At 70.8% G+C, this 14,367-nt stretch carries 15 protein-coding genes; 8 read left to right on the plus strand and 7 right to left on the minus strand.

Annotated elements, in window-relative coordinates:
* Window positions 1-30 precede the first annotated feature (30 nt).
* Window positions 31-2,007, minus strand: coding sequence for a VMAP-C domain-containing protein (locus ACT1U9_RS09440; protein WP_444537900.1), 1,977 nt, complete (start codon window positions 2,005-2,007; stop codon window positions 31-33).
* Entirely contained in the window at window positions 2,000-2,410 is a 411-nt protein-coding gene (locus ACT1U9_RS09445) for a CU044_2847 family protein (RefSeq protein WP_444537901.1), read from the minus strand. Before ACT1U9_RS09445 ends, ACT1U9_RS09440 begins: the two co-directional genes overlap by 8 nt.
* Before the next feature lie 147 nt (window positions 2,411-2,557).
* On the opposite strand from ACT1U9_RS09445, the gene ACT1U9_RS09450 reads away from it, so the two are divergent.
* Window positions 2,558-2,740, plus strand: coding sequence for a DUF6104 family protein (locus ACT1U9_RS09450; protein WP_369376427.1), 183 nt, complete (start codon window positions 2,558-2,560; stop codon window positions 2,738-2,740).
* A 61-nt stretch (window positions 2,741-2,801) separates the two neighbouring features.
* Here the strand turns inward: ACT1U9_RS09450 and ACT1U9_RS09455 are convergent, their stop codons facing one another.
* Window positions 2,802-3,608 carry a hypothetical protein gene (locus ACT1U9_RS09455; RefSeq protein ID WP_444537902.1) on the minus strand — a complete coding sequence of 269 codons (807 nt, stop codon included), beginning with the start codon at window positions 3,606-3,608 and terminating at the stop codon, window positions 2,802-2,804.
* A gap of 163 nt (window positions 3,609-3,771) precedes the next feature.
* Between ACT1U9_RS09455 and ACT1U9_RS09460 the strand changes: the two genes are divergently transcribed.
* On the plus strand, window positions 3,772-4,653 hold the full coding sequence (locus ACT1U9_RS09460; RefSeq protein ID WP_444537903.1) for a DUF4097 family beta strand repeat-containing protein: 882 nt from the start codon (window positions 3,772-3,774) through the stop codon (window positions 4,651-4,653).
* Between the two features lies 1 nt (window position 4,654).
* A complete protein-coding gene (locus ACT1U9_RS09465; RefSeq protein WP_444537904.1) occupies window positions 4,655-5,509 on the plus strand; it encodes a helix-turn-helix transcriptional regulator in 855 nt (284 codons plus the stop codon).
* A gap of 185 nt (window positions 5,510-5,694) precedes the next feature.
* Here ACT1U9_RS09465 and ACT1U9_RS09470 read toward each other — a convergent pair whose 3' ends face one another.
* The 3 genes from ACT1U9_RS09470 to ACT1U9_RS09480 form a co-directional block, all read right to left on the minus strand.
* Window positions 5,695-7,056, minus strand: coding sequence for a cellulase family glycosylhydrolase (locus ACT1U9_RS09470; RefSeq protein WP_444537905.1), 1,362 nt, complete (start codon window positions 7,054-7,056; stop codon window positions 5,695-5,697).
* Between the two features lie 70 nt (window positions 7,057-7,126).
* Complete coding sequence (locus ACT1U9_RS09475) at window positions 7,127-8,092, minus strand: zinc-binding dehydrogenase (RefSeq protein WP_444537906.1); 966 nt, start codon at window positions 8,090-8,092, stop codon at window positions 7,127-7,129.
* Between the two features lie 86 nt (window positions 8,093-8,178).
* Window positions 8,179-9,393 (minus strand): NAD(P)-dependent malic enzyme, encoded by a 1,215-nt coding sequence (locus ACT1U9_RS09480; RefSeq protein ID WP_444537907.1) that lies wholly within the window; start codon window positions 9,391-9,393, stop codon window positions 8,179-8,181.
* A 537-nt stretch (window positions 9,394-9,930) separates the two neighbouring features.
* Here ACT1U9_RS09480 and ACT1U9_RS09485 point away from each other — a divergent pair.
* The 4 genes from ACT1U9_RS09485 to ACT1U9_RS09500 all read left to right on the plus strand — a co-directional run bounded on the left by ACT1U9_RS09485 (window position 9,931) and on the right by ACT1U9_RS09500 (window position 13,471).
* Window positions 9,931-10,896, plus strand: coding sequence for an ABC transporter substrate-binding protein (locus ACT1U9_RS09485; RefSeq protein ID WP_444537908.1), 966 nt, complete (start codon window positions 9,931-9,933; stop codon window positions 10,894-10,896).
* A gap of 76 nt (window positions 10,897-10,972) precedes the next feature.
* Window positions 10,973-11,917, plus strand: coding sequence for an amino acid ABC transporter permease (locus ACT1U9_RS09490; RefSeq protein WP_444537909.1), 945 nt, complete (start codon window positions 10,973-10,975; stop codon window positions 11,915-11,917).
* Window positions 11,914-12,675 carry an amino acid ABC transporter ATP-binding protein gene (locus tag ACT1U9_RS09495; RefSeq protein WP_444537910.1) on the plus strand — a complete coding sequence of 254 codons (762 nt, stop codon included), beginning with the start codon at window positions 11,914-11,916 and terminating at the stop codon, window positions 12,673-12,675. Before ACT1U9_RS09490 ends, ACT1U9_RS09495 begins: the two co-directional genes overlap by 4 nt.
* 166 nt (window positions 12,676-12,841) lie before the next feature.
* On the plus strand, window positions 12,842-13,471 hold the full coding sequence (locus ACT1U9_RS09500; RefSeq protein WP_444537911.1) for a CGNR zinc finger domain-containing protein: 630 nt from the start codon (window positions 12,842-12,844) through the stop codon (window positions 13,469-13,471).
* Here ACT1U9_RS09500 and sodX read toward each other — a convergent pair.
* The gene (gene sodX, locus ACT1U9_RS09505) at window positions 13,375-13,800 is read right to left on the minus strand and encodes a nickel-type superoxide dismutase maturation protease (RefSeq protein WP_444537912.1); all 426 of its coding nucleotides are present in this window, start codon (window positions 13,798-13,800) and stop codon (window positions 13,375-13,377) included. The genes ACT1U9_RS09500 and sodX overlap by 97 nt on opposite strands.
* Before the next feature lie 166 nt (window positions 13,801-13,966).
* On the opposite strand from sodX, the gene sodN reads away from it, so the two are divergent.
* A complete protein-coding gene (gene sodN / locus ACT1U9_RS09510) occupies window positions 13,967-14,362 on the plus strand; it encodes a superoxide dismutase, Ni (protein ID WP_188278399.1) in 396 nt (131 codons plus the stop codon).
* Window positions 14,363-14,367: the final 5 nt, after the last annotated feature.

Raw genomic sequence — 14,367 nt, forward strand, 5'->3', positions numbered from 1 at the left:
GCGCGGTCGTACGGATCGTCGCCGCGCGCGTCACGGCGCGTCCAGCCGGTCGAGGTCCGGCAGCGGCCGCCCGGGATCGTCGTAGAGCATCGCCACACCCTCCGCCCAGTGCTGGGCATCCTTGGTTTCGCTGATGTCCTCCCTGATACGGCGCAGCCGGTCCGGGAGTTCAGTGGGGTCCTTCGCCTGCCCGAGCAGATCGGCCGCCCCGGCGCGCACGGCGGCGCAGCGCTCGTGGCAGCCCCGTTCGGGGTGCGCGTCGGTGTGCCAGAGCGCCACGCCGTGCCCGGCCTCAAGCGCCATCCGCATGGCCGCGCCGCCGACCCCGCGCCCGGCGGGCCGGCACAGCACCGGCACCGCGCCCGGCGCCATCTCGGCGAAGTGGTGCGGCCGGGGCGCCCTGCCGGGCACCGGCGTGGTGACGCCGCTCAGCTCCTCGGCGGCCATCAGCCCCTCCCAGCGCACCAGCCACTCGCGGTCGGGCTCGCCGCGCCGGTCCAGGTCGCGCAGCACCACCCTCCGCTGCACCCCCAGATACGGCGAGAGATACAGCCGGCCCATCTCGGTGAGCTGCCAGCGGTGCACGGCGGTGTCGAAGTAGTCGGCGGGCAGGGCGACTTCGAGGGGCGCGGGGCACTCGTCGGTGTCGACCATCTCGAACGCGTCCACCAGCGGCCGCCGCAGCCGCCGGATCAGATCGGCGGGCGCGACCCCGTCCCCGTGGCACTGCTCGTCCACCGGTCTGGAGCCCTCGCGGTCGCCGTCGTGCACCCGGATGCGCCAGTAGAACCGGTCGGGCGCGTCGGAGAGCGGCTCCAGCTCGACGGTGACGACGGCGCCGCCCCGCTCCCCGCCCGGATACGGCAGTACGGGCAGCACCTCGTCCGGCCCGCCCGGCCCGAGCACCGGGAACATCCCCTCGGGCAGCCGTGCCTCGGTGACCACGGTGTGCACCACCGGCGGCACCCCGCGCAGCCGCGCGTTCACCCAGGCGTCCAGGCGCGCGGGGTCGCCGCCGCGCCCGCGCTCGTACTCCACGACGAGTTTGAGGTAGTGCAGAAAGGCGATGGCGGCCATCGGCCGATGGCCCTCGTAGAGCAGCCCGTGGCCGTCGCGCCAGGAGCGCGGTTCGGGCAGGCTGCCGGGGGGCGCGATGTTGCCGCGCGCCTTGCGGGCGAGCCGGGCGACGGCCGGGACCCCGCCGGGCCCGGGCACCGAGGCGAGCAGGTTCAGGGCGGTGCGCCGGTCGTCCGGGCTCCACTGCTCGGGCGTGCGGTGCAGCCCGCCGGCCGGTAACTCCTGCTGCCGGTCGATCCAGTTGGCCCTGTCGGGGCGGGGCCCGGCCCCGTGCCACCGGTCGTGCTCGGCGAGCACGCTCTGGTAGAGGTCGCCGAACCGGCGCAGCGCGGGCAGCGCGATGGCCCGCCCGCCGTCGCGCTCCAGTCGGCGGGACTTCATGACCGCGACCACGGCCCCGGTGTGCGGATCGAGCACCGGCCCGCCGGAGACCCCCTTGGGGAACTCGGTGTCGGTGAACCGGAGCCCGTAACTCCCGTCGTACGTACGGATGTCGATGGCACTGCGCCAGCGCAGCGGCTGCCCGTCGGGTCTGAACCCGTGGACGACCGCGCTCGCCCCCGGGGCCTCGGCGCAGTCGCTGAGCCAGACGCACTCGTGATCCACCTCCACGTCGTCGCCGACCAGCCGGACGAGCGCCAGGTCCTGCTCGACGGGGATGTCGTCGCCCCGCAGGCCGTCGTCGAGCAGCCACGCCTCCAGGCGGGCCTCGGCCCGCAGCGGCAGGCGGTCGAACTGCTCGCCCTCGACGTGGAAGATCTGCTCCCGGTCCCGCCCGAGGTGCGGCCGCAGCACATGCGCGCAGGTCAGCACCCACCCGGGGGCGACGAAGAACCCGCTGCCCCACATCGTGCCGCCCGCCGCGGACACCAGATGGACGGTCGCCGTACGCGTCAGATCGTCGATGTGCGGGTCGCCCGTCTCAGGCATGGGGCGGCGCGCCGGGGGCCGGGGGTGCGGTGGGCGGGGCGGGGGGCTGCGGAGGCAGCTGGGGTTGAAGCTGCGGCTGCGGCTGACCCTCCAGCTTCCAGGTCAGCGTGACCTGGATGGACGTCTTGGCCTCGCCGTCCGCGAGGATCGCGATCGCGGCCCCGGCCTTGGCGGACAGCTCCACGCCGAAGGTGACGGTGGCCTCGTCGGGCTTCACGGCGGCGGCCGCGTCCAGCACCGACCGCCCGACCCCCGTGATCAGCTCGCCGAGCCGCTCCACCTTGGCGACGGCGTTCTCCAGCACGCCGACGTCGTCATCGTCGTCCCCGTAGCCCTTGGCCGTCGTCAGCCGGGCCAGCACGACGGCTCCGCCCGGCAGCATGATCTCCCGTGGCTGCGCCATGGCCGCTCCCCCTCAACCAGTCGCATATTCCCCTGACTTGAGATGACGAGGGTAATCGGCGGGACGGTTGCGCGGGAGCCCCGGAAAGCACCGGATGGCCCCGGATACCCTGGGAGAGAACATCCCGGTACATCTCAGGAGCACGTTGTGTACTTCACCGACCGCGGCATCGAGGAGCTGGCGAAGCGGCGCGGCGAGGAGGAGGTCACTTTCGAGTGGCTTGCCGACCAGCTGCGTACGTTCGTCGACCTGAACCCGGACTTCGAGGTCCCGGTCGAGCGGCTCGCCACGTGGCTGGCCCGGCTCGACGACGAGGACGACGAGGAGTAGGCGCCTGGCGGGGCCGCTCCCGGGCTCGGCGGGGCGGGGCCGGGGGGCGGGGCCGGACCCGTTACGCGCGGCCCCGCACCCGGTCGTACACCAGCCCCAGCGCCCCATGGGCGACCAGGACGAGGCCCGCGACCGTCCAGCCGCCGCTGCGGCGGGCCAGACCCCAGGCGGTCAGGGGTACGCCCGCCGCCAGCTGGGCGGCGCCGAGCGCCCGCGCCAGGGGCCCGCGCAGCCACGGCCCGAGCGGCCCCTCCTCCACCACGTCGAGCTCGGCCCGGACCGCGTCGCGCCAGCCCGACCACTCGACCGCCTCGGCGCCGGACGCGGCCGCGACCGACCGCAGCCGGTCCGCGCTCTCCCCCGGGGTCAGCCCGGGCGGGAGCGCCACACCCGCGCGGGAGAGCACGGCGGTGAGCCCGAGCAGCCGCGCCCGTCCGTCGGCGGCCGGGTCGGGACGGGTGAGCGCGTCGAGGGCCTGGAGATCGAGTACGGGGTCGAGCCCGAGCCGGGCCGCGAACGTCCGCATCGCCTCCCACTCCCCCGCCGCCGTCCCGTCGGCCAGCCACACATAGCCGACCGTGCGCCGGAACCCGGCGGCCAGCGTGCACCCGGCGCGCCCCTCGTCCCACCAGAGCGCGACCACGGGCCAGGTGGCGCCGACGGCGAGCGCCGAAGCCCACCCCGTGAGCACCTGGTCGACGGGGTGCTCACCGCCGAGCCACGGCTTGGTCTCGGGCACGAGCACGCTCCACCCGTCCCCCGCCGGGGCGAGCAGCATCCGCTCGCGCAGCAGATGAGCGGCGGGCCGGACAGCGGCGGGCTCGGCGCGGCAGAGGAGCAGGGCGGCGGGGGCGGGAACGCTGGACATGATCCAACGCTAGGGCAAGGCAGACATTCCCACCCATTGGTCACCTTTACCCCGCCCGACGAGACCCGCCCGGCGAGACTTGACTTCCCCCATCCGCGATATATCGTGTCTATCAACAAGACGCGATATGTTGCGTCGTACCCCGCCCAGGGAGGTCAGAGTCATGGCACAGTCGACGTGGTCCGTGTCCGAGCCGCGCAAACTCGCCTTCGACGCGCCGGTGTCCGCGCTCAATGTGCGGATCGTCAACGGAACGGTGAACGTCGTGGGGACCGACGAAGGTTCCGCGCGCCTGGAGGTCTCCTCGATCGAGGGACCGCCGCTGATCGTCACGCAGGAGGGTTCGACCCTCACGGTCGCCTACGAGGACCTGCCCTGGAAGGGCTTCCTCAAGTGGTTCGACCGCAAGAGCTGGCAGCGCAACGCGGTCGTCTCGCTCGCGGTGCCCGCCGAGTCCACCGTCGAGGTGGGCGTGGTCGGCGCGACCGCGGTGGTCTCCGGCATCCGGGGGCGTACGGACGTACGCGGCGTGAACGGCGACACCACGCTCGTGGGCCTGACCGGCTCCATCCGGGCGGACACGGTCTCCGGCAACCTGGAGGCCCAGGCGGTCACGGGTGACCTGGTCTTCAAGTCGGTCTCCGGCGATCTGACGGTGATCGAGGGCGCGGCCACGTCCGTACGGGCCGACTCGGTCAGCGGCGACATGGTGCTCGACCTGGACGCGTCCGGCCGCCCCGCCGACATCCGGCTGACCTCGGTGTCCGGCGAGATCGGCATCCGCCTCGAACACCCGTCGGCGGACGCCCGGGTCGAGGCGAACACCACCAGCGGCGCGGTCTCCAACGCGTTCGAGGACCTGCGGGTCAGCGGGCAGTGGGGCGCGAAGAGCATCACCGGCACACTGGGCGCGGGCAACGGCACGCTGCGGGCGACCACGGTGTCCGGCTCGATCGCCCTGCTGCGCCGCCCGCCGCGCGAGGACGAGCCGACCGACGCGACCGGCACGGGATCCACCGGGCCCACGACCGAGAAGGTGCTCTGACATGGCCCCTGTCTTCGCCCACGGCCGACTGCGCCTCTACCTCCTCAAGCTCCTCGACGAGGCCCCGCGCCACGGCTACGAGGTGATCCGCCTCCTGGAGGAGCGTTTCCAGGGGCTGTACGCGCCGAGCGCCGGCACCGTCTACCCCCGGCTCGCCAAGCTGGAGGCCGAGGGCCTGGTCACCCACACCACCGAGGGCGGCCGCAAGGTGTACTCGATCACCGACGCGGGCCGGGCGGAACTCGCCGGGCGCGGCGGCGAGTTGGCCGATCTGGAGCTGGAGATCCGCGAGTCGGTCTCCGAGCTCGCCGCCGAGATCCGCGCGGACGTGCGGGGCGCGGCGGGCGACCTGCGCGACGACGTACGCCGCGCCACGCACGAGGCCCGCAACGGCAGCGCCAACGCGGGCGTCGAGTCCTGGCAGCAGGCCAAGGAGGAGCTCAAGCGCGCCAAGCAGGAGTGGAAGGAGCAGGCGCGCCGGGCGAAGGACGAGTCGCGCCGCGCCCGCGAGGACGCCCAACAGGCCCGCCGCCAGGCGAAGGAGGCCCAGGAACGGGCCCGCGAGCAGGTCCAGCGGGTGAAGCAGCAGGTGCGGGACCAGTTCGGCTCATGGGAGGGCCTGGTGGACCTGACCAAGGAAACGGCCCGCCCCACCGAGCCCCCCACCTGGGCCGAGGACACCCCCAGCACCGACAACCCGGCCCGAGACCTGGACCGCCTCCTGGACCGCTTCCGCGACGACATCCGCGACGCGGCGCGGGACTATGGCGTGACGGAGTCCCAACTCCGAGAGGCGCGGTGCCACTTGTCCACGGCGGCGGCCCACATCGGCTTGATCCTCCGCACCAAGGGGTGAACGGACCGCGCCCCTTGATGGGCCCGGAGGGCCCTCTGAGGGGCGCGGGGACTGCGCGAGCAACCCACCACGACCCGCAGACAAACGGGGGTCCGGGGGCGCAGCCCCCGGAAAACCCTCCCACCCTCACCCCCACCCACCCACCCACCCACCCCCGGAGGGTTTAGGGAAGGGGCGGGGTGGGGTCAATCGCGCACGACGACCACCGTCACCACCGCCCCCGGCAAACCCACAACCCGCGTCCCCCGCACCCAAGCCCCACCCGACACCCCAACCCGCCACTCCCCCACACCCGTCGGCACGGACAACTCAGTAACCCCCCGCCCCGCCACATACACCAGCCGATACGTCCGCGACCCCGGGTCATACGTCTCCGACCGCACCCGCCCCGCCACAGCCGCCGCGTACGGCGTGGCAGTCAGGGCCTTATTGGGGCGCAGCGCGCCAGACGCGTCGGCCGCGCAATACCCACCCCCGTAGCACCACACATAACCCGCCCACCCGGAGGTGTACCGGGACAGCGAAGCCATCGCGTCGGCGTAGAAGCGCCCCATGTGCGGGAGTGAGGAGTCGGGCGGCCCCCACTCCCCGACCACCACCGGAATCCGCTGCTCCTTCGGATACGCCGTCACCGCGGCCTCGTACGACTCGATCCAGTGCGCGGAGGGGTCGTAATCCGCGCCCGACTCCATCGCGGTGTTGTAGAAGTGCGGCGCGTACACGACCTTCGGATCCTTGATCTTGCCGAGGCCCGTCGGCACCCCCTCCCCCACCGCCGGTGTCGGCTCGACGAAGAGCCAGTGCCGCCGGTCCACCGAACGCACCGCCCGCGCAAGGCGGTTGTACATCGGCGTCACCTGCTCGGCCTCCACGCGCCGCGCGGCCGTCGCCGGGTCCTCGCCCGCCCGGAACTCGCCCATCGGCTCATTGATCAGGTCGTACCCGATGACCGCCGGATGGTGCCCGAACCGTTCGGCGAGTACCCGCCACATCGCCGCCTGCGCCCGCCGCAGATCCGCGTCCTCGTACAGATGGGTGAACGCCCGCTGCACGGCGGGCTCGTAGTACTCGGAGAACCAGTCGTCGGGGTGGTGCGTGAACGGCAGCCCGTCCGTGCGCGTCGCCCACTCGGGGATCCCGCGATGCCCGAACGCCGGGCCGAACACGTCCTGGTGGGCGTCGATCAGCACCTTGATGTCATAGCGGTGGGCCCAGTCCAGGATGCGTTCGATCTTGCGCAGATACGGCTGGCTGTACTGGCCCCGCACCGGCTCCAGGTCGTCCCAGAAGACCAGCAGCCGCGCGAAGCCGAAGCCGTGCGCGCGCAGATCGCGGAAGGTCCGCTCGGTGATCGCGGAGAGCGCCTGGTCGCCCCGGTGCGTCTTGTCCTCGACGTTCCAGCCGCGCAGGGTGAGCGTGCGCCCCTGGTCGTCGGTGAGCCGGGGGATTTCACCAGCGCCCCGGTCCGCCGCGCGAGCGGGGCCGGGCGCCACACCCCCGGCCGCCAGCAGGGCACAACACCCCATCGCCACAAGGTACTTGGGCATACGCATGGCAAACCTCCGGCACGTCGACTACGAACGTGCCGGAGATCAGATCAGGGTTTCTGACGAACCATCAAGAGGTCGTCAGCACGATCTTCCCGAAGACGTCGCCGGACTCGATCTTCGCGAAGCCCTCGCGGGCCCGGTCCAGCGGCAGCACCTCGTCGATGACCGGCCGTACGCCCGTCGCCGCGCAGAACGCGAGCAGGTCCTCCAGCTCGTCCTTGGTGCCCATGGTCGAGCCGACCACCTTCAGCTCCAGGAAGAAGATCCGGGTGAGCTCCGCGTGCGCGGGCTTGTCGCCGCTGGTGGCGCCCGAGATCACCAGGGTGCCGCCGGGCCTGAGCGACTTGACCGAGTGGGACCAGGTGGCCGCGCCGACCGTCTCGATGACGGCGTCGACCCGCTGCGGCAGCCGCGCGCCCGGCTCGTACGCCTCCACCGCGCCGAGCTCAACGGCCCGCTTGCGTTTGGCCTCGTCGCGGCTGGTGGCGAAGACCCGCAGCCCGGCGGCCTTGGCGAGCACGATCGCGGCGGTGGCGACCCCGCCGCCCGCGCCCTGCACCAGGACCGAGTCGCCGGGCCGTACGCCCGCGTTGGTGAAGAGCATCCGGTACGCGGTCAGCCACGCGGTCGGCAGACACGCGGCCTCCGCGAAGCTGAGCTCCTTGGGCTTGGGCAGCACGTTCCAGGTCGGCACCACGACCTGCTCGGCGAAGGTTCCCTGGTACTTCTCGGTGAGGATGGAACGCCCCTCGGCCGGGCCCACGCCATGGCCGCTCTGGCCGATCACGGAGTGCAGGACGACCTCGTTGCCGTCCTGGTCGACCCCGGCCGCGTCGCAGCCCAGGATCATCGGCAGCTTGTCCTCACTGAGCCCCACCCCGCGCAGCGACCAGAGGTCGTGGTGGTTCAGGGACGCGGCCCGTACGTCGATGAGCGACCACCCCGGACGTACTTCCGGAGCGGGCCGCTCCCCCAACTCAAGGCCGTTGAGCGGCTGGTCACGGTCGATGCGTGCGGCGTAGGCGGCGAACATGGCCCTGACCCTAGAACGCGTACGGGACGCGGCGGAACCTCATCGAGGTGTGAGCCACGTCCCGTACACACGTCCTGACGCCTTGCTCAGCGTCGCGCCACGCCCTCCGCGCGCGCGGCGGCCGCGACCGCCGCCGTCACGGCCGGGGCGACCCGCTCGTCGAACGGGGACGGGATGACGTAGTCGGCGGCGAGGGCGTCGCCGACGACATCGGCCAGCGCGTTGGCCGCCGCGATCTTCATGCCTTCCGTGATCCGGGAGGCCCGGACCTGGAGGGCTCCCGCGAAGATGCCCGGGAACGCAAGGACGTTGTTGATCTGGTTCGGGTAGTCCGAGCGGCCCGTGGCGACCACCGACGCGTACTTGTGCGCGATGTCGGGGTGGACCTCGGGGTTCGGGTTGGCCATGGCGAACACGAACGCGCCGGGCGCCATCGACGCCACCGCGGGCTCCGGGACCGTACCGCCGGAGACGCCGATGAAGACGTCCGCGCCCGCGAGCGCGGTCTCCAGGGAGCCGGACAGGCCCGCCTTGTTGGTGATCTCCGCAAGCTCGCGCTTGACGTCGGTCAGGTCCTGGCGGTCCCGGCTGACGATGCCCTTGCGGTCGGCGACCGCCACATCGCCCAGGCCCGCTTCGAGCAGGAACTTGGCGATGGCCACACCGGCCGCGCCCGCGCCCGAGATGACGGCCCGCAGATCGCCGAGCGTGCGCCCGGTCAGCTTCGCCGCGTTGCGCAGCGCCGCCAGGGTCACGACCGCCGTGCCGTGCTGGTCGTCGTGGAAGACCGGAATGTCCAGGGCCTCCTGGAGCCGCCGCTCGATCTCGAAGCAGCGGGGCGCCGAGATGTCCTCCAGGTTCACTCCACCGAAGGACGGGGCGAGCCGGACGACCGTCTCGATGATCTCGTCCGTGTCAGTGGTCGCGAGCGCGATGGGCACCGCGTCGACCCCGCCGAACTGCTTGAAGAGGATCGCTTTGCCCTCCATGACCGGAAGCGACGCCTCCGGCCCGATGTCACCGAGGCCGAGCACCGCCGTACCGTCCGTGACGACGGCGACGACCTGGGACTTCCAGGTGTAGTCGTGGACCAGCTCCGGGTTCTCGGCGATGGCGCTGCACACCTTCGCGACACCCGGCGTGTACGCCAGGGACAGGTCGTCCTTGTCCCGGATCGGGACGGTGGCCTGGACGGCCATCTTGCCGCCCCGGTGCAGCGCGAAGGCCGGATCGAAGGGGTCCTCCGCGGAGGCTCCTTCGGTACTGCTCTCGCTGCGAGGATTGATGATCTCCGCTGCCATTGTGTTGACCCCTTAAGTCTTCATCAGTTGAGGGTGGCCACTCCTTGTTGAGGAGGGGTGGGTGGGCACCACATACGTGACCTGCACTGGACGGTTGGCCCGCCCCGGCAGGGGGAGGTACGTACGCGCGGGCGCGCCGCACACGCGCCCTGAGCCCCGGATGAGGGGTGTAAGGATCCTTCTTACCCGACGGAGGCGTCGGTCGAGTAGTCCATTTCGACTGCGGAACGCCCCGGTGACATGACTCATAGCGCCATGTCGGGACAAGTGCGCAATGCGGCATGAAACATGTCCACAACGCGAGATGAACCGGAGATTTTCCGGTGGGCGAAGGCATACCCGGGACAAGGTCCGGCCTTGATCTACCGGCCCGTTGGGGTGAGGGGGTGACCCGTTATCCGATTTTGACATGCGCGGCCCACTGAATCCGCTGGTCCGAATGGCAAGATGCCGACACAACACGGTCGTGTCGCCCAAAGAAGAGCGTCCCGGCCGTTACTCACTGGCCACTCCATCACCCGCCGGAGGAACCCGATCATGACCGCAAGCACCACCCGTCGCACGACCGCCGCCTCGTCCCGGATTGCCGCGGTCGGCGCGATCGCGGTCGCCGGCGCCCTGCTGCTGACCGGCTGCGGAGACCAGACGAAGAGCAAGAACGACAACAGCTCGTCCTCCGCGAGCGCCTCCGGCAAGGGCCCGCTCTTCTCCAAGCTGCCCAAGGAGATCCAGGACAAGGGTGTCATCAAGGTCGGTTCGGACATCGCGTACGCACCGGTCGAGTTCAAGGACAAGGACGGCAAGACGGCCGGTATCGACCCGGACCTCGCCGACGCCCTGGGCAAGCAGCTCGGCGTGAAGTTCCAGTTCGAGAACGGCACCTTCGACACCCTGGTCACGGGTCTGCGCGCCAAGCGCTACGACATGGCCATGTCGGCCATGACGGACACCAAGGACCGCCAGAACGGCGTGGACTCGGCCACCAAGAAGAAGGTCGGCGAGGGCGCCGACTTCGTGGACTACTTCACCGCCGGTGTCTCGATCTACACCGCCAAGGGCAAGGACCAGGGCATCAAGACCTGGGACGACCTGTGCGGCAAGAAGATCGTGGTGCAGCGCGGCACGGTCTCCGAGGACCTGGCCAAGAAGCAGTCGGACAAGTGCGGCGACAAGGGCAAGATCTCGATCGAGGCCTTCGACACCGACCAGCAGGCCCAGACCCGGCTGCGCTCGGGCGGCGCCGACGCCGGCTCCTCCGACTTCCCGGTGGCCGCGTACGCGGTGAAGACCTCGGGCGGCGGCAACGACTTCCAGATCGTCGGCGAGCAGGTCGAGGCCGCCCCGTACGGCATCGCGGTCGCCAAGGACAACACCCAGCTGCGCGACGCGCTCAAGGAAGCGCTCGACGCGATCATCAAGAGCGGCGACTACGACAAGGTCATCGCGAAGTGGGGCGTCGAGGCCGGCGCCATCAAGGAAGCCAAGATCAACGGCGGCGTCTGATTCTCTCCGCTCCAGGCCCGCTCCGCCCCCGTCCCCGGGGCCGGGCGCCTGTAAAGGCTTCTGAAAGGCAACACCCGTGACTGTTGACGTCAACAAGGCGGAGCCCGCGGACGACACCCCGCCGCCCGCGGCTCCGGAAAGCATCAAGGCGATCCCCGTCCGGCACTACGGACGCTATGTCTCCGCGGTCATCGCCCTCGCTCTGCTCGTCGCGATCATCTACGCGTTCGGCCAGGGCAAGATCAACTGGAACGCCGTTCCGGACTACTTCTTCGACAGCCGGATCATCGACGGCGTCAAGCAGACGCTGCTGCTGACCGTCCTGTCGATGGCCATCGGCATCGTCGGCGGCATCCTGCTCGCCGTGATGCGCCTGTCGAAGAACCCGGTGACCGCGTCCATCTCGTGGTTCTACATCTGGTTCTTCCGGGGCACCCCGGTCCTGGTGCAGCTGATGGTCTGGTTCAACCTGGGCCTGGTCTTCGAGTACATCAACCTCGGGCCGATCTACAAGGACTACTGGTCCTCGTTCATGACGCCGCTGCTCACCGCGCTGCTCGGGCTCGGGCTCAACGAGGCCGCGTACATGGCGGAGATCTGCCGGGCCGGTCTGCTCGCGGTCGACGAGGGCCAGACCGAGGCCGCCCACGCGCTGGGCATGAGCCACTCCAAGACGCTGCGCCGGATCGTGATCCCGCAGGCGATGCGCGTGATCGTGCCGCCGACGGGCAACGAGGTCATCAACATGCTGAAGACCACCTCGCTGGTCTCGGCGGTCCAGTTCTACGAGCTGCTGCGCCAAGCCCAGGACATCGGCCAGACCTCCGGCTCCCCGGTCGAGATGCTGTTCCTCGCGGCCGCCTGGTACCTGATCCTCACCACGGTCTTCTCGATCGGCCAGTACTACCTGGAGCGCTACTACGCCCGTGGCGCCAGCCGTGCGCTCCCGCCCACCCCGTTCCAGCGGGTCAAGGCCAACCTGGCCTCGCTCCGCCGTACCCCCAAGGCGGTGACCCGATGACCGCCATGGTGAAGTCCGAAGGCGTGCACAAGTCCTACGGCGCCGTCGAGGTCCTCAAGGGCATCGACCTGGAGGTGGCCGAGGGCGAGGTGTTCTGCCTGATCGGCCCGTCCGGCTCCGGCAAGTCGACGTTCCTCCGGTGCATCAACCACCTGGAGAAGATCAACGCCGGGCGCCTGTACGTCGACGGCGACCTCGTCGGCTACCGGCAGAAGGGCGACAAGCTCTACGAGCTGAAGGACAGCGAGGTCGCGCTCAAGCGCCGCGACATCGGCATGGTCTTCCAGCGCTTCAACCTGTTCCCGCACATGACGGCCATAGAGAACGTCATGGAGGCGCCGATCCAGGTGAAGGGCGAGTCCAAGGCGGTGGTGCGCGAGCGCGCGGAGAAGCTGCTCGACCGGGTGGGCCTCGCCGACAAGGCGCGCAACTACCCCTCGCAGCTCTCCGGCGGCCAGCAGCAGCGTGTGGCGATCGCCCGCGCCCTGGCCATGGAGCCCAAGCTGATGCTCTTCGACGAGCCCACCTCGGCGCTCGACCCGGAGCTGGTCGGCGACGTCCTGGACGTCATGCGGGGCCTGGCCGAGGACGGCATGACCATGGTCGTGGTCACCCACGAGATGGGCTTCGCCCGTGAGGTCGGCGACTCGCTGGTGTTCATGGACGGCGGTGTGGTGGTCGAGTCCGGCCACCCGCGCGACGTCCTGACCAACCCGCAGCACGACCGTACGAAGTCGTTCCTCTCGAAGGTCCTGTAGCCCACGGGTCACGTAAAGGGGCGGTACGGGCCGGGAGCCCGTACCGCCCCTTTCCGCCGTTGGCCGACTTCGTACCCGGAGGACAGTTCGACGTAATACCCTCGAAGCACGCCCAGCGGTTACGTACCTCCCCGCCACCGCTGCCCGCCGCCGAAAAGGAATTCACGTGGAACTGGCCTATTACTCGGACTACGCCGTGCGCCTGGTCAACACCGAGGAGCCGGCCCGTAACAAGGACTCCCTCACGTCGGTCGAGGTGGTCCGCGAGCTCTTCGCCTCCGAGTCGACCACGGCCCGGCGCGCGACCGACGCCGATGTGCCCCGGCTGCGGGCGGTGCGGGCGCGGCTGCGGGCGGTGTTCGAGGCGGCGGACGCGGGCGAGGAGGTGCAGGCGGTGGACCTGCTCAACTCGCTGCTCCTGGAGTTCCCGGTGAGCCCACAGGTCTCCGGGCACGACCACCGGGACGACGACGGGCGCCCGCTGTGGCACATGCACCTCGCGGACCACACCTCGAACGCGACGGCGGGCTACGCGGCGCTCGCGTCCATGGGCCTCGCGTTCCATCTCACCGAGTACGGCGTGGACCGCCTCGGCCTGTGCCAGGCGGCGCCGTGCCGCAACGCCTACCTCGACACCTCCACCAACCGCTCCCGGCGCTACTGCTCCGACCGCTGCGCCACCCGCGCGAACGTGGCCGCCTACCGGGCCCGCAAGCGCCTGGAGACCGACCGGTCGGCGAACACCGGCCGTACCGCCGTGGCCAGCCACGACAGCAGCAGCCCGAGCGAGCGCTGACGCCCCCGGGTGATCGGCCGGTAGCGGGCCCGCACCCGCCCGAGGACGAGCTCGCCGGGGACGGTCCCGAACGCCCGGCTGTCGACGACCTCGTCGTCCGGGTTGTCGCCGAGCACCCACCAGCCGCCCTCGCGCAGCTCGATGAGCCGTTTGACGATGAGCAGGTCCTGCTGGAGCGGATGCCGCAGCACCGCGATGTCCCCCGCCCGGAGCTCGCTCCCGTAGTGCACCAGCAGCTGATCGCCGTGGAGCAGCGTGGGCACCATGGAGGTTCCCGTCACCTCCGCGATCCCCAACGGCACCTTCGGCTCCCGCCCCTGATCCGTCATCCGCCACCCACCTCCCGGTTCCCGGTCCACACCCACGGTACGTTCCGCCACGAGTCCCATGGTGACCCTGGACTTTTGTCCTAAGCCCCCGGGGGCACTCGCGAAAACAGGTCACTCACCGAGTAATGTCCCACCTGAGAAGACGATCACGAGGAAGGACAGCTCAATGCTTTCCCGCCTGTTTGCCCCCAAGGTGAAGGTCAGCGCCCACTGCGACCTGCCCTGCGGCGTGTACGACCCGGCCCAGGCCCGTATCGAGGCCGAGTCGGTCAAGGCCGTGCAGGAGAAGTTCCAGGCCAACGAGGACGCGCACTTCCGCGCCCGCGCCACGATCATCAAGGAGCAGCGCGCGGAGCTCGCCAAGCACCACGTCTCGGTGCTCTGGAGCGACTACTTCAAGCCCCCGCACTTCGAGAAGTACCCCCAGCTCCACCAGCTGGTCAACGACACCCTGAAGGCCCTGTCGGCCGCCAAGGCGTCGACGGACCCGAAGACCGGCGAGAAGGCCCTTGAGCTCATCGCCGAGATCGACCGGATCTTCTGGGAGACGAAGAAGGCCTGATCTTT

The sequence above is a fragment of the Streptomyces sp. BR1 genome (assembly GCF_052373795.1).
GTDB lineage: Bacteria > Actinomycetota > Actinomycetes > Streptomycetales > Streptomycetaceae > Streptomyces.

Coding starts and splice junctions, on each gene's coding strand:
- ACT1U9_RS09440 (WP_444537900.1), bottom strand. CDS start 2,007: ATGCCTGAGACGGGCGACCCGCACATCGACGATCTGACGCGTACGGCG.
- ACT1U9_RS09445 (WP_444537901.1), bottom strand. CDS start 2,410: ATGGCGCAGCCACGGGAGATCATGCTGCCGGGCGGAGCCGTCGTGCTG.
- ACT1U9_RS09455 (WP_444537902.1), bottom strand. CDS start 3,608: ATGTCCAGCGTTCCCGCCCCCGCCGCCCTGCTCCTCTGCCGCGCCGAG.
- ACT1U9_RS09460 (WP_444537903.1), top strand. CDS start 3,772: ATGGCACAGTCGACGTGGTCCGTGTCCGAGCCGCGCAAACTCGCCTTC.
- ACT1U9_RS09465 (WP_444537904.1), top strand. CDS start 4,655: ATGGCCCCTGTCTTCGCCCACGGCCGACTGCGCCTCTACCTCCTCAAG.
- ACT1U9_RS09470 (WP_444537905.1), bottom strand. CDS start 7,056: ATGCCCAAGTACCTTGTGGCGATGGGGTGTTGTGCCCTGCTGGCGGCC.
- ACT1U9_RS09475 (WP_444537906.1), bottom strand. CDS start 8,092: ATGTTCGCCGCCTACGCCGCACGCATCGACCGTGACCAGCCGCTCAAC.
- ACT1U9_RS09480 (WP_444537907.1), bottom strand. CDS start 9,393: ATGGCAGCGGAGATCATCAATCCTCGCAGCGAGAGCAGTACCGAAGGA.
- ACT1U9_RS09485 (WP_444537908.1), top strand. CDS start 9,931: ATGACCGCAAGCACCACCCGTCGCACGACCGCCGCCTCGTCCCGGATT.
- ACT1U9_RS09495 (WP_444537910.1), top strand. CDS start 11,914: ATGACCGCCATGGTGAAGTCCGAAGGCGTGCACAAGTCCTACGGCGCC.
- sodX (WP_444537912.1), bottom strand. CDS start 13,800: ATGACGGATCAGGGGCGGGAGCCGAAGGTGCCGTTGGGGATCGCGGAG.
- sodN (WP_188278399.1), top strand. CDS start 13,967: ATGCTTTCCCGCCTGTTTGCCCCCAAGGTGAAGGTCAGCGCCCACTGC.